Raw genomic sequence first — 25,168 nt, forward strand, 5'->3', positions numbered from 1 at the left:
GCCGATCGTTGCCCGTCGGCAGCCCACGACCGGCGGGGCTCTCAGCTCTCGGCGGCGATCTGGCGGAGCATGAAGGTCTCGATGCGGTCGAGCGGGCGGGTGCTGCGCTGGGCGCGGGCCATGATCAGGGCGCCTTCGATCGCCGCGACCGCGGTGGTCGCCAACTCCTCGGCGGTCGCGCGTTCGAGGCCGTGTTGCCACAGCGCGGAGGTGAGGGTCGACTCCCATTCGGTGAAGGCCTCACCGGCCCGTTCGCGCGCGCCCGGGGTGTCGGGGCCCGACATTCCGCCGGCGGCCACCGGGCAGCCGGCGGTGAAATCGGTCTCGAGCAGCTGGTCACGAAAGTACTTCACGAAGGCCGTCACGGCCCCGGCCGGGCCTTCGGCCGCCAGAAGCGCGCTGATCATCCGGCCCATCGTCCGGCCCGCGAGGTCGGTGGCCTCTTCCGCCAATTGCGCTTTGCCACCCGGGAAGTGGTGATAGACCGAGCCGCGCGGCGCGCCGGTGCGTTCCATGATGTCGGCGAGCGCGGTGCCGGCGACGCCTCGCTCCCGGAACAGCAGGGTCGCACCGGTCAGCATCCGGTCCCTGGACTCACCACGCTGCGCCACCCGCACCTCCAATGATCGATCTTCGATCGATATTAGTCTATACCGTCCGATATAGAACTGGCGGATGGATCTCGCGTAGTTCAGCGGTAGAACTCAGGCAAACTGCCCTATTGACAGGCAAAACCACGCGGACCTAGCCTCACTGGCTATACCAATCAGTATAGTCAGTGGGGAGAACGCCATGCCGATAATCGATATGACCGTGGTCGAGGGTGCGATCGCACCGTCGAAAACCCAGCCACTGCTGGACGAACTCGCGACGATCCTGCTGCGCTGGGAGGGCGCTCCCGATACCGAGTTCTTCCGCGAAGTCACCTGGGTGTACCTGCACGAGATCGCCGCGGAGCGGCTCGCGGTGGGCGGTCGCCCGGGCGGCGCCCCGCGCTTCCGGATCGACATCACCGTCCCCGCGGGCGCGTTGTCCGAGCGCCGGAAGGCCGGTTTGATCGGCGACGTCCACACCGCCGTCCTCACGGCCGCCGGACTCGATCCGCACAGCGTCCACGCCATGCACGTCTGGACCCTCATTCGTGAAGTGCCCGAAGGCAGTTGGGGTGTGGCGGGCCAGCCGGTCACCTATCAGGCGTTGAAGAGCGCCTCGGCCGCCGAGCGGGAACGGACCGGCGCCGCCGAATGACGACCACCGCGCTGAACCCCCTGGACATCGCCTTCCTGTGGGGCGAATCCGACACCAATCTGATGAACATCGCGCACCTGGACATCTTCCGGCTGCCGCCGGACGCCGGACCCGAGTTCGTGTCGGACCTGGTCCAGGAGCTCAGAACCCACACCACCGCGACAACACCCTTCGACCGCCGGGTCGACAGCAGCGCACTCGGGCGAATCGTCCCGCGCTGGGCTCGGGTCGACTCGCCCGATCTCGACTACCACGTCCGGCGCCATGTGCTGCCCGCACCCGGGGGCGCGCGCGAGCTGGGCATGCTGGTCTCGCGGCTGCACGGCGTCCGCATGGATCGCGCGCATCCACTCTGGCAACTGCATGTCATCGAGGGTCTCGGCGACGGGCGGGTCGGGCTCTATGTGAAGGGGCATCACGCCCTTCTCGACGGGATCGCCACCGTCCGATTGGCGCGCAAGGTGATGTCGGGCGACCCGCACGAACGCGGCCGCCCCGCGATCTGGGCGTACCGCGAACCAGAGCGACGGCGACCGACCGGCGATCGGACCTCCACCGCCGCAACCGGTTCCGATATCCTCACCGCCCTGGGAGCACAGCTTTCCGGGCTGCGCGCGATCGGCCGCATGTACGGCGGCATGGTCGACACGCTGGCGCGGCGGAGCCTCCCGGGCCTGCCCGCGACCGCCGACCCACTCGTCGAGCCGTTCACCGCACCCCGCTCGATCCTGAACGGCCCGATCACCGCGGAGCGCCGAATCGCCACGCACACTGTCGAACTCGCCCGGATCAGTGCGCTGGCGGCCCGCTGCGGCGGAACGGTGAACGACATCATCCTGGCAATCTGTGCGGGCGGACTCCGGCGCTACCTGATCGAGATCGACGAGCTGCCCGACTCCGCACTGGTCGCCGGGATGCCGATGTCGTTCCGCCCCAGAGACAGTGACGACGCGGAGGGCAACGCGACGACGATGGCGCTGGTAACCCTCGCCACCGATGTCGCCGATGCCCGCGAGCGCTGTGCGGCGATCATCGCCTCGACCGTCCGGGCAAAGGAGCATATGGCCACCATGTCCGGCGCGGCCGTGATGGCCTACACCGCACTGCTGATGGCGCCGTTCGGCGCCGGGCTGGTACTCGGTATCGGAAGCCGGGTAGCCCCCATGTTCAACGTTGTCGTCTCCAACCTCGCCGGACCGCCCGATGCCCTGCACTACAACGGCATGACCCTGGAGGAATGGCACGCGGTCTCGATTCCCCTGGACGGTCAGGCCCTGAACATCACCCTGATGTCCTACGCGGGCAACCTGAACCTGTGCGTAACCGCCTGCGCGACAAACCTCCCCCATATCCAGCGCCTGGCACGGTACTGCGGTGAAGCGCTGCTGGAGCTGGAGGCGTCCACGCGATAGCCGCGGACGGTTCGCCCTGTTCCGCAGCGGGTCCCGCGCGAGGGCGTGGCCGGGGGGCTGTCGATCGCCCGGTCCGCACCCGCGGACCACCTGTGCCCGCGTGTGGAAGTCGAGGTGGCGTTCCTGCTGGGCGCGGATCTGCCCGGCGCGATCGAGACCTCGGTCCCGAGGCGGCCCCACCCATCGGGCGGAACCGCGCATGTCCCCGCCGGCGGAGGTCGGCTGATCTCCGGCCGGCGGGAACGATCGACGATCAGGCTCGCAGCGCGCCCGCGAGCGAGGTCGTCAGCGTTCGCGCCGCTTCCGGGCCGATGTCGGCGTCGGGCGCGTCGAGCATCGCCGCGACGAGCGCCGAGCCGACGATGACTCCGTCGGCATAGCTCGCCACCGCGGTGGCCTGGGCGGGGGTCGAGATGCCGATGCCCACGCAGATCGGGAGGCCGGTGGTGGCGCGGAGACGGTGGACCAGGGTGTCCGCCGAGCTCCCGGGCGACTCCCGCGTGCCGGTCACGCCCATCAGGGCTGCGGCGTAGACGAATCCCGAACAGGCGGAGGTTATTTCACGCAGCCGCTCGTTCGTTGTGCTCGGCGCGGCAACGAACACGGTGGCGAGGCCGTGCGCGGCCGCCTGTTCACGCCAGCGGGCGGACTCCTGGACGGGCAGATCGGGCAGGATGCAGCCCGCCCCGCCCGCGTCGGCGAGTTCGGCGGCGAAGCGCTCTATCCCGTAGCGCGACACGGGATTCCAGTACGTCATCACCAGAACGGGTTTGCCGCTGGCCCGATGGACCTCGCGCACGGTGCGCAGCACGTCCCGGATCCGCGTACCGGAGCGCAGCGCGATATCCGCGGCGGTCTGGATGACCGGGCCGTCCAGCACCGGATCACTGTGCGGTAGGCCGACTTCGAGAATGTCGGCACCGGCGTCGAGGACCGCCCGCATCGCGGCGATGCCGCCCTCGACGGTCGGGAACCCGGCGGGCAGGTAGGCGATCAACGCCGCGCGACCCTCTCGTTTCGCCGCGGCCAGGGTGTTTTCGAGCAGCGTGAGGTTCCCGGTCACCGGTTCTCCTCCGATACGGTCGCCCCGGCGTTCAGGCCGAAATAGTCGATCGCGGTATCCATGTCCTTGTCGCCGCGTCCGGACAGGCTGATCAGGATCAGGCCGTCCGGCCCCAGCTCGCGGCCGAGGTCCAGGGCGCCCGCCAGCGCGTGCGCGCTCTCGATCGCCGGGATGATGCCCTCGGTCGCCGACAGCAACCGCAGTGCCCGCATCGCGGCGTCGTCGGTGATCGGGCGGTACTCGCCGCGCCCGCTGTCGTGCAGGAACGCGTGTTCGGGTCCTATTCCCGGATAGTCCAGTCCGGCCGAGATCGAGTGCGCCTCGGTGATCTGACCCTCGTCGTCCTGCAGCACGTAGGACCGCGAACCGTGCAGAATGCCGGGCTCACCGGCCGACAGCGTGGCCGCGTGCCGCCCGCTCTCGATACCGTGCCCGGCGGCTTCACATCCGATCAGCCGCACCGACGGATCGTCGAGAAAGGGGTGGAAAAGCCCGATGGCGTTCGACCCACCGCCGACGCACGCCACAGCGGCGTCCGGCAATCGTCCGGTTCGTTCGAGCAGCTGCCCGCGCGCCTCCACGCCGATGACGCGCTGGAAATCGCGAATCATCGCCGGGAACGGATGCGGCCCGGCGACCGTCCCGAAGATGTAGTGGGTGTCGTCGGCGTTCGCGACCCAGTCCCGGAACGTCTCGTTGATCGCGTCCTTCAGGGTGCGCGATCCGGACGTCACCGGGACGACCCGGGCTCCCAGCATCGTCATGCGAGCGACGTTGAGAGCCTGCCGCCGCATGTCGACTTCGCCCATGTACACGACGCATTCGAGGCCGAACAGCGCGCACGCTGTCGCGGTCGCCACCCCGTGCGAGCCCGCACCGGTCTCGGCGATGACTCGCGTCTTGCCCATCCGTTTGGTGAGCAGTGCCTGCCCGAGCACATTATTGATCTTGTGCGATCCGGTGTGGTTCAGATCCTCCCGTTTGAGGAAAATCGTTGCGCCCCCGGCATGTTCGGCGAAGCGAGGCACCTCGGTCAGCGCTGTCGGACGCCCCGCGTAGTGGGCGAGCAGCTCCGAGAACTCGGCGGCGAACCCCGGATCGCCGAGGGCCCGGTCGTATTCGACGGCGACGTCCTCCACCGCGGCGACGAGCGCCTCCGGTATGAACTTTCCGCCGTAGTCACCGAAATATCCTGCGGCGCCGGGATTCTGCCTTTCCGGGGCAGGGATGAAGAATTGGCTGGTCATGTGGTCGCTCCTGAGCCGGAACACATCGTCCGGTGCGATGGCTGGGTGAGGTCGGCACACACGCGCACACGCGCAGCGAAGAACCCGGCCGTGAACAGCCGGATGACTAGCGGTTACCTCGCACGACGCGTGGCGCGCACAGCCATCGCATCCCATTGACCTGGCCCGGCTCGGAGCCGATCACCCAGCGCACCCGCCGCCCATGCACCCGGCGCGCCGGCGCGCGGCAGCCGCGCGGGCGGCAACCGGGGGCGAGACGAGCGGCGATGGGCACGATGCCGAGGGTAGCAGCCCGCTGTTCACGGCGATCGTCACCCGGATCGCCGCCGGGTTATCGAGGTTCGCTGTCGCGCGCGCTATCTCCCGTACGCGAGCCGTCGTTCAGCGGGTCGAGGGCTTCCCACATCGCCTGGCCGATGGCGAGCACGCCCCGGGCGGGCAGGGCTATCTCGCCGATGACCGGGTTCACGTCCAGGCGAGCCGGGCTTCCGAAGTCCAGCCCGTCGAGCGTGGCCGTCGACTCGGTGATCAGGTACATGCGCTCGGGCATGAGAATCCCGGTGTGCCCGCTGGGCATGGTGCCCACCATCCGCAATTGCCCCATGCCCAGCGCGGCGGCGATTCGCTCTCTGGCCCGCACGAGGGCGGGTACGCGCCAGGTGCCCAGCGGCAACCGCCCACCGACCGCGTTGAGCGCGCGCAGCGCCGACGTCTCACGGGCGGTCAACGTCTACTCCAGCGCAGGTTCATCGACCGTGATCCGCAGGGCTGCCGGGCCGGTCCACTCCAGTCGGATCGAGGCGAAACCCGTATAGGCACAGGCGCTTCCGTAATAGCGCGGGCAGGCCGTCTCGAGCCGGTCGCCGTCGACGAAGATCGACCAGCGGCCCTCGGGGTCGCGGTGCCACACGGTTTTGTACGGGCCGAAATCGTTCTCGGGGAAGACGCGCAGGGCCAGGACGTGACCGCTGTCGAAGGGGAGCCCGAATACGCCCCAGCCCTTGACGTATTCGTGGTCGGGCCACGCCGCGTGGCCGCGGATTTCCGGCAGGCCGGTCAACCTGGAAGCCAGATCAAGCATGATTCTCATCTCCGGTCTCGGCTCCGCCGAACGCCGTCGGCATCGCGAAACCTCACTTCGTGCACTGCCGTTACGAGGGCAGAACGGATCGTGCATCGAACGCTAGGCGCGAGCCGACCCCGTGTCGTCGGGTGTTCTCCCTACGAATCGGCGACGAGGGTGTCCAGCAGACCGTGCTGCACCGCGTACAGCGTGACCGTTGATCGACTCGAGGATCGGGTCTTGAGGTAGATGCGTTCGATATGGGTGCCCGCGGTTTTCGGCGCGATGCCCAGGACGCGCGCGACCTCACGGGTGGAGGCGCCCCGGGCGATCAGCCTGAGCACCTCGAGCTCACGCGGGGTGAGTCCATCCGGACCCGAGCCGCGCCTGCCTCGGGGCTGACCCGCCGCCTCGAGAACCGCGTCGACGGCGGTCGCGTCGAGGCGGCCGCCGCGCACCTCCGCACGCAGCTCGGCGAGAATCTTTTTGGGCGGCAGGGCATCTCGATAAGCGCGCGGCTCGGTCATCGCACGGTAGGTATCCGCGGCCGCCAGGAGGCGGGCCGTCATCGGAATCGCCGCCCCGGTCAGTCCGCGATGCGCCCCGGACCCGTCGAGGCGCTCGTACGCCAGCGCCGCGACCGCCCCGATTCGGGCGAGCGCGGCGGGCCGAGCCAGGACCCGCTCGGTGTAGTACGAATTCATCCGAAGTCGTTCGCGCTCGGTCACACTCAGCGCTCCCGGCTTGTCCAGGATGGTGGCCGGGACGCCGTGCAGCCCGATGTCGTGCAGCAGCGCCGCGTGCCGCACCAGGGTGATATCGGCGTCGGGCAGCCCGGCCACAGCCGCGGCCCGGCCGCCGAGATCGGCGACCCCGCGCGAATGCCCGGCCCGGTACGGCGAACGCAGATCGGTGAAGTCGGCGATCACCTCGAGCGCCGAATCCAGTTCCGCGCCGGTGAGATCGCGCCGCAGACCCGGATCGGCGGCGATGAGTTCCTCGTGGTCGGGTTCGATGTCGGAGTCCGCCAGCAGCTCACGGGCCGAGGCGCAGAAGGCGTCCACCACCACCGGATCGAACTGCGTTCCGCGCCGCGCCCGGGCGACCTCGATCGCGGCGTCGATCCCGGCGGTGCGATGCATGACCTCGACGACATCGGCGAGATGAAAGAGCCGCATTCCCAGCCCGATTCGGTCACCGCCGATACCGCCGGGCACTCCCCTGCCGTCCCAGCGCGCGAAGAACTGCCGCAGCGAGTCCCCACCGCCGGGTCCAATCCGAGCCGTTCGGCCATGGTGGAGGTGGCCAAGCAGTGCGCCATCAGCCCCCGCTCGATGTCGCGGCCGCCCGTCGCCGCGATCGTCACCGTCTTGCGCACGCGCTGCGCGATCGGCCCCGAGGAGCCCGCGTGCGACAGGAAGAACGCCGCGCCGCTCACCCCGCGCAGATCCACGGTGTAGGTGTCCGACCGAAAGGCGATGTCGTCGCCGAACCATGCCGCGACCTCGGGTCCGTCCGCCACACACCCGGCCCACGCCAGCACCGCGGTGTAGTACAGGTCCGACCGTTCCTCGGGGCCCAGCCCGACCTGCTCTCCGAGCCGCGCCGCCAACCGCCACGACCGCAGCACGTGCGCCATGGGCTGACCCAGACCGAGGTCCATCGCGAAGGAGAACGCGGCCAGCAGCGCGGCCAGGGAAACACCCGGGTCCCGAGGGGTACGGGTCATGGGGTGAGCATATGCGCCGCGGGCGGCGGGCGGCGCCCGACTTCGACGTGTTCGGCGTGACGATGCGGCCGGGGAAGCCGGCACATCGACCGAACAGATCCCACGCGCGTAAACGCAAGCAATTCTGGCGTTAATCATGCGGAACCCATTGACATGGGGACGCGCATCACAGAAGCTGGTTCTTAACGCAAGTATTAGTTGCGTTAAGAACCAGCTCCTCGCGTGCCCACCCGCGCCGCGAACGGGCGGACACCCGAAAGGATCGGTCAATGCTGACCAGAAGAAGCTTCATGACGCAGGCGGCGGGCGCGACAGCCGTGGCCGGTGCGGCGGTTGCCACCGGAACCGGCATCAGCTTCGCAACTCCCGAAACGCCGGCAACGGGACTGCGTACCTACATCGACGGCACGGTGATCGACCAGATCAAGATTGTCGAGTGGGAACGCCGCAGGCTGTCGGTCGCCGCGGCGCGGATGCGCAGGGACTACGTCGGTTTGCTTGCGAGCGAACTGGATTCGCTGCTTGCTCGGCTGAGCGTGACCGTCGAGGACGTTCCCGCCGCGCGGGCGACACTGGCCCGGGCGCGCCTGGCGATCGGCCCCGATGGGTTGCGTGAACTCCTCGCCGGTGAGCTCGTCGCCTCGGAGTCGGCGGCCCGCGCGGGCACGGCCGCATCGGGTGGTCGCTGGCAGTACTCGGTCACCGAGATCGCCAGCGAGCACGGCACCGCGCAGGGTTTCCTGGACTGGTTCGATCGCGCCCGCATCACCGACGACCGGGCGGTCTGGACCGACGCGTGCCCGGATCACTACATCATCGCGACGCTGCCCGATGGCAGGCAGGAAGTCATCGAGGTCACCGGCGGCGCCGTGCTCGCGAGCCAATTCTTCGTCGACTACCACGATCGCGCGCGGGTGGTGATCCCCGCGGACCCGGCCTATCCCCTCGCCGTCTCCGGCGTCGCGGCCCTGGCCGACGGCGAGATCATCGGCAGCGTCCGCCATCAGTTCCGCGACGAGCCGGGGGGCGGTTTCCGCGGCCGACTCCAAGTCGCCTTTCCCGCAGCGCTACCGGCGCTCTACGTGAACGAGCACCGGTGGCATCTCGCCTGCGAATTCGGCAACTGGATCACGGCGTATCTGCGCTGACCGCCACGTGTGCGGGACGGTCGGGCGTGCCCGTTGACCGCACACTCCGTTCCGGAGCGCCGTCGAGTAGAACTGGACCATGGCCGAACCCGATCGCGATACCGACGACGAGCAGCCGGTGGCATCCCCGCAGCCGCGAAAGCGCACCGGCGGACGATCGGCCCGCGTACGGGAATCGGTGCTGGCGGCCACCCTCGAACAGGTCGCCGAGCACGGCATCGAAGGACTGACCATCGGGGACGTCGCCGCCCGCGCCGGCGTCGCGGAGACGACGATCTACCGGCGCTGGGGCACGCGCACCACGCTGATAGCCGACGCGATCGCGCAGTTGGCCGAGGACGGCAACCCCATGCCCGACACCGGCGCGGTCCGGACCGACCTTCGCCTACTCGCCGAACAGGTTTCGCAGCTGCTGGCGCGCCCGGGGATCGCGCGCCTGGTGGGAACCGCGATCGCACTCTCCTCCGATCCGGAGGTGGATGCCGCACGGCGTCGGTTCTGGAACGATCGTTTCGAACGCAGCGCGCAGATCGTCGTCAGGGCCGTGGTACGCGGGGAGCTGGCCGCCGTGCAGGATCCCCGTGAGGTCATCGAAACCATGTCCGCCCCTCTGTACTTCCGCCTCCTCGTCGGCGACAAGCCGATCGACGACGTGTTCATCACCCGGTGCATCGACAACACGCTGGCGGTGTACGGCGGGCCGGCCCCGGCCTGATCACACGCGGTCACCCTCCGCCATAGTCATTGGCGCAGTAGCGAACTCGAACCGGCCCGTTCAGTCGCCGACGACCGGCCCGCAGTGCACACCGAACCGCTCACCCATGGTTTCCAGAGTCCGCCGGTTGTGTTCGCGGTCGCGCCGATGCGTCCGTGCGAAGTGCGCCGTGTCGGCCATGCGCCGGTGCATCGGGTACCAGCGGTCGAAATCGAGCCCGCACCGCAGGAACACGGACGCCCCGAGCGCGTCGTAGATCAGGCTCAGATTGTGCAGATGCAGCGCCAGGGCGGCGTACGCGAGCGGAGCCGCGGTGCGGGTCCTGGCCCGCATCTCGTCCGAGTCCACCGCGTACAGCGGCACTTCCCGGAGTTTGTCCCGGAACATCAAGTGGGTCAGGAAGTATCCACCGAAGGAGAGGAATCCGAATGTCGCCGAACGGGTTTGAATCGAGAGCACCGATCCGCCCGGCGACACGTACGGTTCGTAAGGGGTGTCGGTGTGCAGCAGGTAGCCGGTGCAGTTCACGATCCAGCTGCCCGCCGGAGTCGTGACGGTGTCGCCGTTGCGGAACACCAGATCGACTCCGCCCGCACCGTCGACCGCGTCCCGCAGGTGACCCATGACCACGGTGTGCAGTCCCGCCCGGATGGCCCGCTGCTCCGCTTCCGACAGCAGCCCGGCGAAGAAGTTGTCCGCCTGCGGGGTCACCGACAGCCCGACGTTGGCCAGCAGCCAGTCCTGCACCTCCGCTTCGTTGGTGCCGTCGAATTGCCTTGCGACGTCCATGAACAGACGGTTCGGCATGACACCGCCCCACCAGCGGCGCGCACCCGGTGGCACGATTCGATCGCGATGGAGGAAGACGGTCCCCGGCCCGGCGATCAGGTTGACGTCCCGGTTCGGGCAGGCCGCGATCAGCGCCGCCGCGGTGTCCATGGCGGTCTTGCCGCCGCCGACGATCCAGACGGGTGCGTCGCTGTCGGCGATCTCGCCGGCGCGCACGTCGCAGTAGTTCGGCGACACCGACCGCACTCGCGTGCTCGACACGGTCAACGGGTCCAACGGGGCGACGTTCACCCCGAAGGCTTTGATCAGCTTGGTGGCCGTGATCTCCAGCGGTAGACCGTCCGGCCCGGTGCAGCTGACCCGTACGCCGCCGTCGGTCTCCTCGTGCGACAGGTAGTCACAACCGTAGAACTCCTCGACGCGCACCCGCTGCCCGATGACCCGCACGCAGTGCGCGAAATGCTCCAGCACCTCGCTCCTGCTCGCGAGGTAGGACCGGTCCTCATGGATCGTCCACTTGATATCCCCCGCGGTGAAGAGTGGATGCGGCTGGTGCAGCCGGACGTACGGGTAGGCGTCGACCCACATCCCACCGGCTCGCGGATGCCGGTCCACCAGAATGATCTTCTGATCGCGGCTCAGATATCGGCTCGCGACGAACAGGGCGTTGAGTCCCGCGATCCCGGCGCCGACGACGCACACGTCGCAGGAGTGTGTGGGGATCGGATTCACGTCGGAAGATCTCATCGCAAACTCCCTGCTATCAACCATGGAACCACCGGGTGAGCGGGGCTGTCAACGATCGGGAACGGTCCGGTTCGAGGGCTCACGCCATCCGATGGCGTTCAGGGCAGTCGACGGTCTTCACGCTCTACTGCGAGCGGGTCAGGACCCCTCCGAGGTCTAATGCGTGGATGCGCATATCGACCTAAAGGCAGGCTGCCCGGAGACCCTCGAACCGCCGATCCGAAGCCTCCTACCTACCTAGGACGCACCTGGTCAGCTCGAATAGCGAGCCACGCATACGCACAGCAACGAGCAGACGACCGACACGGCCGCACCGAGCTCGGCGCCGCGGCGAGATCGTCGATCGTGCCGAGATGAGGCACGGTCACCGGCCCCGCTGGAATACTTTCGGCGTTTCGGGTCGAGGTCGTGCGGTGGACTCCTCGGCATTTGCGTATGGGGCGCAGCCTCGTTCATTCGCGATGGTCGGGAGTCGATCCATCGCATACCCTCCTCGGGGTGATCCTGCGTCCCGCCGAAGCCCTTCCCGACGGCCTGACCTCGCGGGCCCGTTCGTATGTCGGCGTGCACGGGGTCAAGGTCGAGGTCCGGCCGGTGGAAGACCATCGGCAGTGGTGGCTCGAGCGTGGGGTTCCGGCGGGACTGATCGATCGGATGGCGGCCTTTCAGGCGACATGGGGTGGCCTGCATCTGCCGCCCGCACCGCAATACGACGGCGGCCCACGCTGTTTCAACCCCGACAGTCCCGAATCCGATGCCGAGGGATGGTGGTTCGAGGCCGGCACCCAGCGGACCGCGTGCCCTATGCGTTCATGATCGGCCCGGCCGGCGAGTTCGGGATCGCGGTGGAGCGGGCCGGATGGGTGGCTCTGCATTCGACGGTCGAGGGCTGGGTGGAATCGCTCGCGCTGGCCGCACACGCCGCCGCCTGCGCGCGTCAGGTCATCAAGCTGACCGGCGATGAAATCGACGATGTCGACCTGAGGGATTACGAACCGGTCGGCGAGGTGCGCGGCCTCGCCGATACCTGGTGGCGCGGAGCGGACTCGCTGCTGGCGGTGTACACCGGTGAGGCAGAAGCGCTGGACTTCCCCGAAGCACGTGTGGCGCTGCGCTATTGCGGACTCGACCGCTGGGGGTTGTACGGCGGCGAGCGAGCCGACGCGTAGCCCGGGCAGTGTCGGCGCCGAGTTCTCGAGGCTCGCGGACCAACCGACTTTCCGGCGTGAATCACGACAGTGACGTCGCGAACCTATCGTCGATCCCTGCGCGGGCACTCCACCCGCCGCGGGTGAGGGGGCGATGTCGCTCGCCGGGACGAATCTCACCCGAATCGGACGAGGCAGGCACGGCTCGCGCCTGACACGGTGATGGGAGGCCGCCGCGACCGGTCGACCCGCGGTGCGCCCGCCGAGCAGTCACGTCCTACCGAGAGGTGATCGAGTGGCGATTTCCGACGATCTGGCCAGGGACGCCTACCTGTACGGATACTCGATCGACGAGGCGTACAAGTTCCTCTACGAGACGACCATCGAGCCGGGCGCCGAGCTGAATCGGTTCCAATTGCTGCGCGATCTCGCCGACGACACCTACACCGCGCACCCGACCATCAACAACGACACCCTGCACCTGCAGGGCTGGTTCGACGTCAGAGCCGAGCCCGTGGTGGTCACCGTCCCCGACTTCGACGCGGGCCGCTACTGGATCCTGCACACCATGGACCTGGGCCACTACACCAACGCCATGATCGGCTCACGTACCCGCGGCACCGCGGGCGGGCGATTCCTCTTCGCCGGCAGCACGTGGGCGGGCACGGCGCCGCCCGGTGTCGACGAGGTCGTGCGGTCGGAATCGGACCTGATCAAGGTCATGGGCCGGATCATGACCATCGGCGGCGACGATCTGGCCATCGCCCGGGATCTGCAGGATCGATGGACTCTTCAGACGCTGTCGGACTTCCTCGGCACCCCGGCGCCGGATCCGATCACCCGCGCCTACCCGGACCCGGCGTCGACGAACTGGCTCGAGCGGGTGTGCTTCGTGCTCACGATGGGAAACATGGCCGTCGCCGACGCCGACTGGCTCGATCGCTACCGGGAGATCGGGTTATCCGCCGGTGCAACGAGTTTCACCCCCGAACAACGAGAAGCGGCCGAACGCGGGGAACGACTCGGCATGGCACGCATCCATGAACTCGCCCCGCAAATGACCAACTCCGAGGAGTTGCTCGGCACCCGCGCGGACCTACAGCACACGCCTCGCGACACCTTCGCGATCGGCACCTTCCTCGGCCAGTGGGGGCTGCCCCCGGTTGAATCGGTGTATCTGAAGATCGACACCGGCTCCGACGGGCTGCCCCTCAACGGCTCCGGCGGCAAGACCTACCGTGCCCGCTTCCTGCCGCCCCCGGTGAGCGAATTCTGGTCGTTCACCGTCTACGGCAACGACAACCGGCTCATGGCGCACAACGCCATCAACCGCCACAGTCGCGGCGACCGCACCCTCACCCCCGACGCGGACGGCTACTACGCACTCGAACTCGGCTCCGACGCCGCCGCACACGCCGACGACCCCGACTACCTGCCCATCCCCGAGAAGGACTGCTACGTCATCCTGCGCATGTACGGCCCGAACCAGGACATCCGCGACGGGAAATTCCCGCTCCCGGTCTTCGAGGTCTGACACCACTGCGGGACAGGATTGGAGCGGCGGTGTGAACGCACGCCCTATCGGTACCCGCTCGCTGCGACATATCTCGGGTTACGCCGGAGTCCCCGCGTCGTGTATCGGCTTATCCGTTCTCCTGCTGGCATGTTCGAGCGGAGCGGATCAGCGGGATTCCTCGTCCCCGAGTTCGGACACCCGTGCGGCAGATGCGCACGCCGAACAGCAGTGGGCCTAGGTCGGGAAGACCAGCCGAGACCGACGCGGGTACTCGCGTATCTCCAGATCAAACGTCTCGGTCGGCACCCAGATGGGCCGCCGTCGCGCTCGCGAGCGGGGCGCCAGGTGTCCGGCATCGACCCGGTCGACACCGATCTCCCCCGGCCGGGGAGGTTGATCGCACACGGTGACCGGCCGCAGTCGCAGTCACGCGCATCGGTTCTGCCGGTCCGAAGGCTGACCGCATGCCACCGTCGGCGCTCGGCACGTGCCGGCACACATCCACCGGGCCCCGCCCCCACGTGGAGACGAGGCCCCGATGGAGTGAACTCAGGCCGTGGTTGTGGCGTGCGCGTTCGGCGCGAATTCGATGACCTGCAGCAGATTGCCGTCCGGGTCGGCGAAGGTACCGAAGCGACCCATCGCCCGATCTACTACGGGCACAACCCATTCCACACCTGCAGCGCGCAGTTGTTCGGCCGCGGCGTCGAAGTTCTCGACATGGAAGTTCACGATCACGCGCCCGGGTTCGCCATTGACGGGGCTGACATCGTCGCGTTGATCGATCACCAGCAACACTCCGCCCAGATCGAACGGGCCCTCACCGCTGTACTCGGGTGCCAGGACCCGGCAATACCAATCCCGCAATTCCTGCGGCCGAGTGGTTCCCAACAGGATGCTGCCGACTTGGAGGGTGGACATAGCAATCTCCTTTGCAGTGGAAGAAACAGGTTCGCGGCGCATAGGCGGCATTGCCCAGCCCGGTCTCCCGAAAAATGCGACTCAACTGCGCACTTGCATCACACAAGCGACGATAACCAGCGAACTTTCATCACGCAAGTGGTTTGCTAGACTGGAATCATGCTAGGAAGGACCTACGACTCCCAGGTGTGCTCGATCGCACGCGCACTGGAACTGATCGGCGAACGCTGGAGTTTGCTGATCATTCGCGATGCGATGTTCGCGGGCACCACACGATTCAGCGACTTCCAGCGCTCGCTCGGCGTGGCGCCAAACATCCTCAAAGCCCGCCTCGACGGCTTCGTCGACGCGCGAATCATGCACCGGCACAAATACAGCGACCAGCCCGAGGCGTTCGAGTACCTGCTCACCGACAAAGGCCGCGCCCTCGCCCCCGCATTGGTGGCCCTGACCGAATGGGGCGACCGCTGGGCCACCGATGGCGAAGCCCCGATCCTGTACACCCACTCGACCTGCGGCCACGCGATCACCCACCAGACCACCTGCGCGCACTGCGGCCCGGTCGCCGATCCCGCACAGATCAGCGCCCGGCCCGGCCCCGGCATGCCGCCGGAACGACTGGCACTGTTCCGCCCCCGGACCTGAACGCCTCTATCGACCGTGTGCGCGGTACCCCGCGCCCGGTCCGCGGTGGTTGTGCTCGGAGCCGATGGGTATCGGTCAGTGAAATCCCGCGTCGTGTTCTCCCACGATTCCGCGCCGCTCTTCGCCGCCCATCTCGTGAGCGCGACCGCTGACAACGCTTCGCGACTACACAGGCGTGCCGTTGCCGTCGCGCTCGACCGGAATGCGTAGGTGCACCTTTCCGAGGTCTGCCGGCGGTGCAATCAGGTGATAGGTCAGGGCCACAGGCGCTTTCGCGACCACGCGTCACCCACGAGGCAATAGACGAGGCGGTGGTGACGACGCTCCGGATCACCCTGCCAGAACTCGACCTCGGTCGCCTGCAGCGCATACGAGATCCACTGTGCGGGAACATGACCGGGCGAACCCGCAAGGGCGAGCGTGGCGATGGCCAGTGCGTCGTCCAGTTCACCCGGGTCGGCCATGGACCGACTCTGCCGCCCGGTCAGCGCCATCGCCCGGGAACCGATCGGCCGCGCGAGAAAGTCCGCCTCCGCGATGTCCCGGTCGTCGGCCACCACCGGACCCGAAACGCGGACCTGCCGCACCAGTTGCGGCCAGTAGAAGGTCAACGACGCCACCGGCCGGGCGGCGAGCTCGCGGCCCTTGCGGCTCTCCGCCTGCACCGCGAAATGCCAACCCGCACTGTCGAGATCCTTCAGGATCAGCACGCGGGCCGAGGGCGATCCATCCTCGGTCACCGTGGACAGCGTCATAGCGTGCGGCTCGGTGATGCCGGATTCGACTGCGGTCCTCAGCCATTCGACGAACAACTCCGCCGGGTCGTCGGGTGCTGCGGACGTATCGAACTGTGGTGCTTCGCCTTTGAGTACCGGCAGTCCGCGCAACAGCTGTCGCACCCCTGTTTGCGCATGCGCGTCTGTCCGAGAATTGTTCGCGACCATACAAGCATCTCCCCCGAAGCCGAACTCGACCGTCGAGGCAGCCTATGACGATCTGGTCGCCGTCGCAGCGAAGCCGTCTCCCGCTCGCGGGGACGGCACGGGAGCCCGCGTAAACGCGCATCGGACCGGCGACACCGTGGAAGCACCCCCAGCGGGCAAACGACGCCGGTAGGCCTCTTGCCTTGCGTAACAATCGTTCGCGCGACACCGGTTGCTCGAGTCTCCGAAAGCCGTTCGTCATCAAGACCAGGCCTCGACCTGTCAAGCACGGTCGAGCAGCTGGTGTTCCAGAACGAGGTCGCCGAGCAAGGCTTCATCGAACGGCTGCGCCTGCTCGCCCAGAGCCTTGATCGCGACGCCGCCCGAACAAGGGCCCGATCCAGCCCGTTATCCCGCCCAGATCGCGGCTCGGCGTCGATGGCTTGCGCACGCCCGCGAACGTTGTCGGCGTTCCGGCTTCTCGGCGTACCGCGTGGGTGCGCACCCACCGGTAAGATCCCGGCCGCCGCGGTTCTCCGCGACGATTCGTGACCGTTTCCCCGTGATCGACCACGGCGCCAGCCAGTTCGCGGTTGTCAGCGGGTGAGTTCGGCGATGGCGCCGGCGGTGTCCAGATCCGAATAGGCGGCCGAATAGCGTTGCGCCAGAGCCAGAGCGATGTCCGGCCGCTGCCAGAACTCGCCCGCGCTCGCGGTGCACAGCCACAGGGTCAGGCCGTGTGCGACCGAGGCACGGTAGCCGAGAAGAATCTCCTCGCGGCTGGGCAGCTCCGCCGCAGGCAGGGCCAGGGCGTCCCGATAGATGTCGAGCAGATCCCGCTCGCTGCGGCGGCGATCCTCGATCGTGAGCGCGCCCTGCAGGAAATAGCCGAGATCCAGGGACCAGTTTCCCCGCCTGGCGACCTGCCAATCGAGGAACCCGAGCTGTCCGTCCTCGAGCAGGTACGTGTTGCCGATGTGCGGATCGCCGTGCAGCAGCGTCTGCGGAGTCGTGGTCAGCGTGCGAATGTACGGCTTCCAGATCTCGTCGATCAGCGCGCCGATGGTCAGCTCCAGCACCTCGGGCGCGGCATCGGGGCCGAGTCGTTCCAGGGCGGCGGGCAACGGCGCTATCTCCATGCCGTCCCACGGCACGAACGGCTCGAGCCAACCGAGATCCGGATGATCGAGAACCCTGGAGCCCCAGTACTTTCCGTGCATCCGCCCCAGGCCACGAACACCGGACGCCGCCTGCTCCACAGTCAGCGGACGGGTGGCGTCGCGAGGATCCGCGCCCCGGGCCGACAGGTCCTCCATCACCATGACGAAGTCGTAGGCCGCCTCGTCGATCAGCGCGGTGTACACCCGCGGATGTTCCAGGTGCAGCGGCACTCCGGAGTTGTACAGCCGAGGTTCGTGGAACATGCCGCTGGTCATTCGAATCAGCTCTTTGTGATCCGGATCCGCCGCTTTCACGAACACGGTCGCGGGCCCGGAGCCGGAGGAGTAGGTCAGCCGGAGCCGCGCCCGGCGATTGGTGCCGTCATCACGAAGATCGACCGAGACCGACTCGACCCGAGCATCGCCATGGTGTCCGGCGAGCGCGACCGTCATCCACTCGGGTGTCATCTGGTCCCAGTCCTGCGGGAGCGGCAGGGTTTCGACGGTCATTGCTACCTCCGAGCACACGATAATGCCGTTCTGATTCCAGAAGAATCACATTACCGTGCACAGTATTCACCCGAACCGGCCCTGTCCAGGGCAAGACATCGGCCGCTACCGCAGTTTGCGGCGGCCGTACTCGCGACAGCTGCTGACAGTCCCCAACACTCGAGATACCGTCCGCGCCATGGGTAAGCCCGCTTTGATCGCGATCAACCACGACGACTATCACGCCGAGCACGTCGGCAGGACCGCCGACGGCAGGCAGTTCTTCCTCACCTCGGCGTTCGAGCCCCCGAGCGGGCTGGACGAGGGCAACGAGTTCGTCGCGCTGTACCTGTTCGATGCGGACGGAACCTTTTCCGAGGCGCGGATCGACGAGTTCGGGCCGCGGGCGACCATGGACAACGCCCGGCGGACCGCGCTGTACAAGCAGCGCCTGCGGGAACTGGGCGAGGTGACCTTCACGCGCATCGAGGTCGCGCCTTTCGAGCACGAGGCGTTCGGCACGGTCTTCGGGCTCATCGCCCGGCCCGGTGACGAGGAGGACGACCCGTGGTGGGTCGAGTTGCATCCCGGGAACTGCATGGCGTTCTCCGAACCGTGGGACAGCGGGGAGTACGACACGTGAGTGTCTAGTTATGTTGGGCCACAATCGATCCGGGCGGGTCCGCCGCAGGATCCGATGACAGTGGTCGAGAGCCCGGTGGCGCCGCCCCTCAGCGCGAAATCGCCGCTGTCACCACACCCGTTGCCGGCACGCTCATCAGCGCTGTCGCGGCGGCAATCTCGTAGCCGCGACCGAAGGCCGTCGCGGCGTCGATCACCAGCGGTTGCGCGCCTCCTCCGCCCAACCGACGACACCTGACAGGTCCAGCCACCCCGCGTCCGCGCGCACCCGGCCGGCGAAATGGCCGAAGCACTGGTGCGTCTCGCCCGCGACAACGATCAGGTTCGAGGTCGCGACTCGCTCGTGGAACGGCCGGAACTCCACCTCGACCCCCTCCCCCGTGATCGACCACGGCGACAGCCAGTTCGCGGTGTCGTATTCCCACCGCAGCTCGTCGCCGATCTTCTGGACGCGACCGTCGACGATGATCGCGTTCTCGGTGCTGCCGGTCCCCTCGGTCCACTTGCCGCCGAACTGGATTCCCAGTCCGGGCCGCGAGCCCGCCGCCCAGTTCCAGGTCATCGAGTACGGCCACTTCCCCCGGCCGTGGTCGAGCACCGCGAAAGCGTCCTCGATCGGATACACCTGCGATCCGAGGGTCAGCGTCCCGGACGCGGGCCGGCCGACATCCTTGACGGTGTACTGGAAGCGCCGATCGCTCCACGGCACCACCACGCCCAGCGACTCGTGACCGGGCGGGCGGGGCACATGCACCGATATATGTACGCCGCGGGCGCTGGCCTCGATAACGCTGCCCGTCTCATCCTCACGCAGTTCGATCTGGACCCCGCCGCCACGCGCGGATGTCACACCCACGCCACTGCGTTCGGCCATCACCGTGCCCCGGGCCAGCGGCACCACCGCGTCCCGCACGGTCTCCTCGCCGGTCGTTCGGTCCAGCACGTAAATCCCGTGCACCCCCGCGTAATCCAGCGAGGACACGACAATGCCGACGATGTGCCCCGGCGTGATGATCCCCCAGTACTCCCACCGTTTACACCGCCCCCAGCCCCGCAGGTTGGCCCGATGCAACGGCTGCCGGGTCCACCCGACCGCCGCCGGGTTAAGCCCGCCGTCGGGTCGGCAGAGGTCGACCTGCGCGGTGATTTCACGTTCCACTGGGACCTCCGACCGCTAACAGTGCTGTCACGTACACAAAGCGTGAACACGTCCGCGCGTCCGAACACCGCGGCCATCTCGCACAGTACGCGGCGCCACAATTGAGAACCCTCGATCGCGAACACACTCGGCGAGCCCCCGTGCCTCGAGGCGTGCACGGACGCGCAGGACCGAATCCGCGCTAAACGACACACCCGGCCCGGCTATGAGGAACGCGGCACCCGCGATGACGCGATCGGCGAGCAGCCCTTCGCCTGCCATGCTCAGCACCGCCAACGGCATGTACGTATTCCACCGCGTTCAACGGAAAGCCCGCTCAGCCTCGAGCGCGGTCACGTATCCCAACTGCTGCAACTGACTTACGCCGAACCGCCGGGGATCCCTCGCTTGCCGCAATTGGTGGCCGACGCCTCTATATCGGGTAGTACTGACCCAGCACGGTCGGAGTGAGGGAGCACAGTCGATGGGCCAGGCATGGTTCGGTCAATACCGTCTCGAACGCAAGCTCGGTGAGGGCGGGATGGGGCAGGTGTGGCAGGCACACGATACGAAGACCGATCGCGTTGTCGCCCTGAAGGTTTTGCCCGCCGAGCTGGCCGCCGACACCGGGTATCGGCAGCGGTTCGAGAGGGAGGCGCGGATCGCGGCGCGCCTGCGCGGGCCACATCTGGTCACTATCCACACCTTCGGTGACATCGATGGCCGGCTCTTCATCGATATGGAGTACATCGAAGGCGTCGACGTTGCGGTCACGTTGCGGGACAGCGGGCCGATGAGCCCGATGGCGGCGGTGGACATCATCGCGCAGGTGGCCGCGGCGCTCGATGTCATCCACCGGGCCGGTCTCGTCCACCGCGACATCAAACCCGCGAATTCGGTGGTGCACCCGTCGGGCTTCGTCTATCTCATCGACTTCGGAACCGCGCACTACACCGGGTACACCGCGATCACCGCCACCGGCCAGGCCATCGGCACCCTGCCCTATATGGCACCGGAACGCTTCCATGGCACAGCCGACCCGCGTTCGGACATCTACGCACTGGCGTGTGTCCTGTACGAATGCCTGACCGGAGCCAAGCCGTTCGGAAACACCGAACCCGCCAAGCAGATACACGATCATCTCCACACAGCTCCCCCGCGTGCCGCGCATGTGAATCCCCGCATTCCCGCCGGGTTGGATGACGTCATCGCACGGGGCATGGCCAAGGATCCGAACGAGCGTTACCCGAGCGCAGGCGCTTTCGCGAACGCGGCCCGCACCGCGCTGACGAACACGCCCCCGACCGCTGTGATGACGACGGCGATGCAGACCGAGACCGGGCCCTGGTCCGAACGGGCAGCACCACCCGCGAAACGACCTGGCACTCCTCTCAGGTGGCTGACGATGGCGACCGCTGTCCTTGCCACGGTCGGTACCCTCGCGTGGATTTCGCACCAGTACAAGGGAACCGAGCAAGATTCGGTGCCGACAACGATGTCACCGGGGTCAACCTCACAGGGCGCCGACGTGACCGCCGCAGGGCCGGCACCCGAAGCCGGTCAGCCCTGTGATCCCGGTACAGATAGACCAACTTCGGCCAAGGACGGCACGCCACTCGAATGCACTGTTGCCAACGGCCGCAATTCACGGTGGGCCCGACCCAGCATCGAAGATCACCCGGAGAGCAAGCCCGACCGGCCGGACAAGAAGGAAAAGAAAGAGAAGTAGACCACCGCTCGAGCGCACCACAACCGACTGGCTCACGTGAAGTGTGGGACACAAGACCCCCTTGCTACACAGCCTGCGCGGCGATGAGCCTGCGCCCCGAATCGAAAAAGGCTATCGAATAAGGGCGCTTCCCTTACCCATGGTCGAGCACCGTTGTCGTTGTTCGAAGTCGCGTTCAGCGTTGGTCTGCGGATTCTGCTGCGGCTGAACGGGTGTGTGGATCATCGGCGTGTCTCGAACTGCTCGGCAGTACGGTTCTTTCAGCGCCTACTCGTGTTCAGCACGGGGGTGCGGGATGGTCGGGGATTCGTTGTTGCCCGAGCGCGGTGTTCCGAACGCAGACGAGGCGCGATGGCAGGTTGCGGTACGGCGCGCGGGTGATTGGTCCTCTGGCGGTGTCGGATCGCGTCAGCGTGGCGGCCGCTGACCGGGCAGCCGCGGAGTTGGGGGCGACGCAGCGGCAGGTATGCGCTGGTCCCGCGTTGGCGTGCGGGCGAGGGGTGGCTTCGGATCTGTTGCCGCGCCGGTCCTCTGGCGGCCGTGGTGGTGCACGGTTGCCGCAGGAGACGGAGGCGATTGGTGCGCCGGGTGTTGCGGACCCGGCATCTGAGCAAGCAGAAGCGGTCGGTGGCGGTGATCTGCCGCGAGATCGGCCACGAATGCAGGACTGCGGGAGTACGGGCTCCCTCACGAGCTTCGGTGACCCGCCGGATCCGCCGGCTGGATCCGGTCGAGACCACCACTGCCCGCCGGCGATGCAGGCTCGAAATCGCCTGGCTTCCAACTGTTGTCGAACGCGCCTTCGGTGGGACCGTAGATACGGAAGTACACGAACCAGCCCACACCGGGAATGGTTTGGATCCATGGCTGTTCGGGATCGGTGGGCGCGGTCGGACCGAAATGCACGGTGACTGTGTCGTGGTCGAGGTGATCGCGCAGCTCGAATAGTGACCGCAGTGCCGCGTGTCCCTGGGGGGTGTCGATCTGGCTGCGGGTGCGCGCGTCGTAGACGGTAATGCTCCAGAAGAGCGCGGCCGGTACCGGAAGCGGCAGCGTTAGTGAGTAGGTCGTTCCGCCGTCGAGGTAGCTGCCGATGTTGTCGTGGGCGCAGAACCAGTACAGCGAGCCGCCCCCGGCCCGGCGGCGGAACATCGCCGGTGAGGAGGCGATGGCCTGGTAGAACCAGGTTTCGCGGGCGGTGACGTCGCCGATTCCGTCTCGCTCGAAGGTCGCGTTCTCCGGGCGCAGACTCACCCATTCCCATTGGCGGTCGGACCATGCGATGCGATCGTCGCGACGGTCGGACAGGGACTGCACCCGCATCTGAGCGTCGGCGTCAACGGCCGCGCGCGCCAGCAGCGACAGGGTGCGGTCGTCGGTGGGCATCGGTGTCCCCGCGGTGATACCGAGTTCGGCCAATTGCGCGGCATACACCTGATCTGCCGCGTTCGCGCCCTCGTCGGTGAGATAGTCACGCAGCAATTCCCAGAAGCGTGCAGTGCCCTGCACCGTGTTCGGGCTGGTGTCCTGCGGGCACCCGGTCATGTCGACCCACGTCGGCTCGGTCCACCCGGGCACGGTGTGCAAAGGAGTGACCCGGGTACGGCGTAGCAGGGCGATCGCCGCATCCAGGTTCCCCTCCAGTGGGACCGCGCGCAGGCCGGCCAGCACGTGCCGGGTCGACGCGCGCACTGTGACCGCGCCCTCGACCTCGATGTGCTCACTTTCGCGCGGCAGGACCAGGTAGCGGCCGCCGTTTCCGTGATCGGGGCCGGGGATGCCGACGTCGGCGATCCAGGACTGATCCGCGTTCAAGACCGCCCCGAGAATCGCGCCGACGGGTATGTCGATGATCATCGGGCCCACGGCGAGATCGAGGATGACCGGTGCATAGGGGGTGTCGGAGTTCAGTGTGAGCCCGATCTGCCCGGGACGGGTATCCATCGTCCCGAAGACCTGGTTCGGCACGAGCCCCACCGCCGCGCAACCCCGCAGAATGGCCATACCCGATACCGCGGGAAAGAAGTGCTTGTAGCAGGTGATCGCTCGCGTGAGGTCGGCGGAATCGTAGGCCGCCCGGACCATATCCGGTGCGGGAAACCCATCCGGTGGCGATGTCGGCATTGCAGTCTCCTCTGTCGAAGTGAACGAGGTCCCGATCTCCGGCAACGCCGGATGTCACGATGTCTGCCTCAGAGCACTCAGAGCAACACGGGCTCCTCGATTCGCAGGCGCCGGTACCGGCCCTCACCTGGCAGCAGCGCGCTCATCTGGTCGGTCAGGGTCAACCCGACTTCATTGAGGTCCCCGTCGTGGATCGGGACGATGACACGTGGTCGCAATGCGGCGACATAGTCGATGGCGTCGGCGAAATTCATCCACGGACCACTCACCGGCAGGAACAACACCTCGATATCGATGCCGGTACGTAGGGCAGGGAACGCGTCGCCAGGATGCAACATGCGACCGTCGATCACGTACCCGATATTCGTCGGCGACGGCAGCGTCGGGTGGATCTCCGCATGTACGCCACAGATCGGCTCGATCGACAATCCCGCGGTTTCGAACACCGAACCGTTCTCGACCATTCGGATCTGCTCGGATGCGACGCCGGCATCGGCCAGGTGGCCGACGACATCCGGTGGAGCCCACACCAGGCTCTGCGGGTTCGAAGCCAGCGCTGACGCCAACTGCTCGGCATTCATGTGATCCGGGTGATCGTGTGTGATCAGGAACGCGGTCGCGTCGTCGAACGCGGCGGCAGGAGCGAGCACTCCGGGATCTATGACGATGGCCAGACCATCGTGTTCGAGTCGGAGCGTGGAATGCCCGAAGGACGTGACCGTGATCTGTGGCATCGTCGTTCTCCCTATTCTGTTGGCGCACACACCGCTGTCCTGCATCTCCCTCACCGCACCCCACGAGCCGGGCACACAGTGATGTTTCGTCGGCGTCCGACGATGACAACGGTAGGCGCGCCGACCTCGGACGAACCTCACCCAAAGGAGGTGAAACCACACCCCGGGCAGGCAATCCCTGTGCACTGGCATCTCACCGTTGCCTCCTGGCGTCTCCCACCACGAGCAGCGGTTCCACGCGTCGATTGATTGACCAGAACCCGGTCCTGCCATGGACCCAAGAGGGCCGGCGAGCTAGCCGGACGACTGCACGCCACTGCGGCGCACCGAGCAGAACCAGATTCGAACCTCACGAAGTCGTCGGCCAGTGTCGGTAACAACTACTGAAGGCCACTCCGCACATCACTGAACGCGGGTTCGAAAATCGACAGCCGTAGAGCCTCCTCGATCGGATACGCCTCCGATCCGAGGGTCAGCATCCCGGACGCGCTGCACTCTGCTGGTCGACCCACAGAACGGCCCCGCGTACGACCGATACTCGCGATGGGATTGGCGGAGAGTAGGAACCATGCGACCTGACCGGCCGGACGCGCCGACGTTCGATGTGCTGGTTCGCAGCCTGGTTTGACCGCGTCGAGGTGAGCTGACCGCTCGGAATCGAGTCGGGTTCGGTGTATGGCTTCGCGGCCGCGAGCATTCTCGCCGGTGCTTGATGGCGTTCCTGTTCGGCCGCGGTGACCGCGGCGGAATCGTTCGATTCGGTCATCGAAGTTCCCTCCGCTGTGGACAGGGCATCGACGGCTCCTCCGTCCAGGTTCGCGCACGATGCTTGCTTCGG

General features: G+C 67.4%; 24 protein-coding genes and 1 pseudogene. 11 read left to right on the forward strand and 14 right to left on the reverse strand.

Features of this window, described 5'->3' with window-relative positions:
- Positions 1 to 41: 41 nt before the first annotated feature.
- Entirely contained in the window at positions 42 to 611 is a 570-nt protein-coding gene (locus tag ABZ319_RS00295) for a TetR/AcrR family transcriptional regulator (RefSeq protein WP_354984088.1), read from the reverse strand.
- A 181-nt stretch (positions 612 to 792) separates the two neighbouring features.
- On the opposite strand from ABZ319_RS00295, the gene ABZ319_RS00300 reads away from it, so the two are divergent.
- Positions 793 to 1,248 carry a tautomerase family protein gene (locus tag ABZ319_RS00300; protein WP_354984089.1) on the forward strand — a complete coding sequence of 152 codons (456 nt, stop codon included), beginning with the start codon at positions 793 to 795 and terminating at the stop codon, positions 1,246 to 1,248.
- Positions 1,245 to 2,660 (forward strand): wax ester/triacylglycerol synthase family O-acyltransferase, encoded by a 1,416-nt coding sequence (locus ABZ319_RS00305; protein WP_354984090.1) that lies wholly within the window; start codon positions 1,245 to 1,247, stop codon positions 2,658 to 2,660. Before ABZ319_RS00300 ends, ABZ319_RS00305 begins: the two co-directional genes overlap by 4 nt.
- 253 nt (positions 2,661 to 2,913) lie before the next feature.
- Here ABZ319_RS00305 and trpA read toward each other — a convergent pair whose 3' ends face one another.
- The 5 genes from trpA to ABZ319_RS00330 all read right to left on the reverse strand — a co-directional run bounded on the left by trpA (position 2,914) and on the right by ABZ319_RS00330 (position 7,211).
- Complete coding sequence (gene trpA / locus ABZ319_RS00310; protein ID WP_354984091.1) at positions 2,914 to 3,723, reverse strand: tryptophan synthase subunit alpha; 810 nt, start codon at positions 3,721 to 3,723, stop codon at positions 2,914 to 2,916.
- Positions 3,720 to 4,970, reverse strand: coding sequence for a tryptophan synthase subunit beta (gene trpB, locus ABZ319_RS00315; RefSeq protein WP_354984092.1), 1,251 nt, complete (start codon positions 4,968 to 4,970; stop codon positions 3,720 to 3,722). Before trpB ends, trpA begins: the two co-directional genes overlap by 4 nt.
- Positions 4,971 to 5,301: 331 nt before the next feature.
- A complete protein-coding gene (locus ABZ319_RS00320) occupies positions 5,302 to 5,697 on the reverse strand; it encodes a hypothetical protein (RefSeq protein WP_354984093.1) in 396 nt (131 codons plus the stop codon).
- Between the two features lie 3 nt (positions 5,698 to 5,700).
- Positions 5,701 to 6,060, reverse strand: a complete 360-nt coding sequence (locus ABZ319_RS00325; RefSeq protein WP_354984094.1) for a hypothetical protein — start codon at positions 6,058 to 6,060, stop codon at positions 5,701 to 5,703.
- 131 nt (positions 6,061 to 6,191) lie between these two features.
- Positions 6,192 to 7,211 carry an HD domain-containing phosphohydrolase gene (locus ABZ319_RS00330; protein WP_354984095.1) on the reverse strand — a complete coding sequence of 340 codons (1,020 nt, stop codon included), beginning with the start codon at positions 7,209 to 7,211 and terminating at the stop codon, positions 6,192 to 6,194.
- On the opposite strand from ABZ319_RS00330, the gene ABZ319_RS00335 reads away from it, so the two are divergent.
- The 3 genes from ABZ319_RS00335 to ABZ319_RS00345 all read left to right on the forward strand — a co-directional run bounded on the left by ABZ319_RS00335 (position 7,197) and on the right by ABZ319_RS00345 (position 9,625).
- A complete protein-coding gene (locus ABZ319_RS00335) occupies positions 7,197 to 7,493 on the forward strand; it encodes a hypothetical protein (protein WP_354984096.1) in 297 nt (98 codons plus the stop codon). The two genes, ABZ319_RS00330 and ABZ319_RS00335, sit on opposite strands and share 15 nt — an antisense overlap.
- 538 nt (positions 7,494 to 8,031) lie before the next feature.
- The gene (locus tag ABZ319_RS00340) at positions 8,032 to 8,910 is read left to right on the forward strand and encodes a hypothetical protein (RefSeq protein ID WP_354984097.1); all 879 of its coding nucleotides are present in this window, start codon (positions 8,032 to 8,034) and stop codon (positions 8,908 to 8,910) included.
- Positions 8,911 to 8,989: 79 nt separating this feature from the next.
- Positions 8,990 to 9,625, forward strand: coding sequence for a TetR/AcrR family transcriptional regulator (locus ABZ319_RS00345; protein WP_354984098.1), 636 nt, complete (start codon positions 8,990 to 8,992; stop codon positions 9,623 to 9,625).
- 60 nt (positions 9,626 to 9,685) lie between these two features.
- Here ABZ319_RS00345 and ABZ319_RS00350 read toward each other — a convergent pair whose 3' ends face one another.
- Positions 9,686 to 11,161, reverse strand: coding sequence for an FAD-dependent oxidoreductase (locus ABZ319_RS00350; protein ID WP_354984099.1), 1,476 nt, complete (start codon positions 11,159 to 11,161; stop codon positions 9,686 to 9,688).
- A gap of 498 nt (positions 11,162 to 11,659) precedes the next feature.
- Between ABZ319_RS00350 and ABZ319_RS00355 the strand changes: the two genes are divergently transcribed.
- From ABZ319_RS00355 to ABZ319_RS00365, 3 genes are all read left to right on the forward strand, one after another.
- A complete protein-coding gene (locus ABZ319_RS00355; RefSeq protein ID WP_354984100.1) occupies positions 11,660 to 11,977 on the forward strand; it encodes a hypothetical protein in 318 nt (105 codons plus the stop codon).
- Positions 11,974 to 12,330 (forward strand): hypothetical protein, encoded by a 357-nt coding sequence (locus tag ABZ319_RS00360; protein ID WP_354984101.1) that lies wholly within the window; start codon positions 11,974 to 11,976, stop codon positions 12,328 to 12,330. The genes ABZ319_RS00355 and ABZ319_RS00360 overlap by 4 nt, the downstream gene beginning before the upstream one ends.
- Before the next feature lie 274 nt (positions 12,331 to 12,604).
- A complete protein-coding gene (locus tag ABZ319_RS00365; protein ID WP_354984102.1) occupies positions 12,605 to 13,843 on the forward strand; it encodes a DUF1254 domain-containing protein in 1,239 nt (412 codons plus the stop codon).
- Positions 13,844 to 14,374: 531 nt separating this feature from the next.
- Here ABZ319_RS00365 and ABZ319_RS00370 read toward each other — a convergent pair.
- Positions 14,375 to 14,746, reverse strand: coding sequence for a VOC family protein (locus ABZ319_RS00370; protein ID WP_354984103.1), 372 nt, complete (start codon positions 14,744 to 14,746; stop codon positions 14,375 to 14,377).
- Between the two features lie 159 nt (positions 14,747 to 14,905).
- Between ABZ319_RS00370 and ABZ319_RS00375 the strand changes: the two genes are divergently transcribed.
- The gene (locus tag ABZ319_RS00375; RefSeq protein ID WP_354984104.1) at positions 14,906 to 15,391 is read left to right on the forward strand and encodes a helix-turn-helix domain-containing protein; all 486 of its coding nucleotides are present in this window, start codon (positions 14,906 to 14,908) and stop codon (positions 15,389 to 15,391) included.
- Positions 15,392 to 15,645: 254 nt separating this feature from the next.
- Here ABZ319_RS00375 and ABZ319_RS00380 read toward each other — a convergent pair whose 3' ends face one another.
- The 3 genes and pseudogenes from ABZ319_RS00380 to ABZ319_RS00390 all read right to left on the reverse strand — a co-directional run bounded on the left by ABZ319_RS00380 (position 15,646) and on the right by ABZ319_RS00390 (position 17,984).
- Positions 15,646 to 16,335, reverse strand: coding sequence for a pyridoxal 5'-phosphate synthase (locus tag ABZ319_RS00380; protein ID WP_354984105.1), 690 nt, complete (start codon positions 16,333 to 16,335; stop codon positions 15,646 to 15,648).
- Positions 16,336 to 16,599: 264 nt separating this feature from the next.
- A pseudogene (locus tag ABZ319_RS00385) lies at positions 16,600 to 16,741 on the reverse strand (ferritin-like domain-containing protein); the annotation flags it as partial.
- Between the two features lie 169 nt (positions 16,742 to 16,910).
- The gene (locus tag ABZ319_RS00390; protein ID WP_354984106.1) at positions 16,911 to 17,984 is read right to left on the reverse strand and encodes a phosphotransferase; all 1,074 of its coding nucleotides are present in this window, start codon (positions 17,982 to 17,984) and stop codon (positions 16,911 to 16,913) included.
- Positions 17,985 to 18,162: 178 nt separating this feature from the next.
- Between ABZ319_RS00390 and ABZ319_RS00395 the strand changes: the two genes are divergently transcribed.
- Positions 18,163 to 18,606, forward strand: a complete 444-nt coding sequence (locus ABZ319_RS00395) for a hypothetical protein (protein WP_354984107.1) — start codon at positions 18,163 to 18,165, stop codon at positions 18,604 to 18,606.
- A gap of 192 nt (positions 18,607 to 18,798) precedes the next feature.
- On the opposite strand, the gene ABZ319_RS00400 is transcribed toward ABZ319_RS00395, so the two are convergent.
- Entirely contained in the window at positions 18,799 to 19,764 is a 966-nt protein-coding gene (locus ABZ319_RS00400) for a DUF2804 domain-containing protein (RefSeq protein WP_354984108.1), read from the reverse strand.
- 463 nt (positions 19,765 to 20,227) lie between these two features.
- Between ABZ319_RS00400 and ABZ319_RS00405 the strand changes: the two genes are divergently transcribed.
- A complete protein-coding gene (locus ABZ319_RS00405) occupies positions 20,228 to 21,472 on the forward strand; it encodes a protein kinase (RefSeq protein ID WP_354984109.1) in 1,245 nt (414 codons plus the stop codon).
- Between the two features lie 687 nt (positions 21,473 to 22,159).
- Here ABZ319_RS00405 and ABZ319_RS00410 read toward each other — a convergent pair.
- Together ABZ319_RS00410 and ABZ319_RS00415 are read right to left on the reverse strand one after the other, a co-directional pair.
- Entirely contained in the window at positions 22,160 to 23,596 is a 1,437-nt protein-coding gene (locus ABZ319_RS00410) for a DUF1214 domain-containing protein (protein ID WP_354984110.1), read from the reverse strand.
- A gap of 77 nt (positions 23,597 to 23,673) precedes the next feature.
- Positions 23,674 to 24,375: an MBL fold metallo-hydrolase gene (locus tag ABZ319_RS00415; protein WP_354984111.1), complete on the reverse strand. Its 702-nt coding sequence runs from the start codon at positions 24,373 to 24,375 to the stop codon at positions 23,674 to 23,676.
- Positions 24,376 to 25,168 lie beyond the last annotated feature (793 nt).

Source organism: Nocardia sp. NPDC005978 (assembly GCF_040614455.1).
Lineage (GTDB): Bacteria > Actinomycetota > Actinomycetes > Mycobacteriales > Mycobacteriaceae > Nocardia.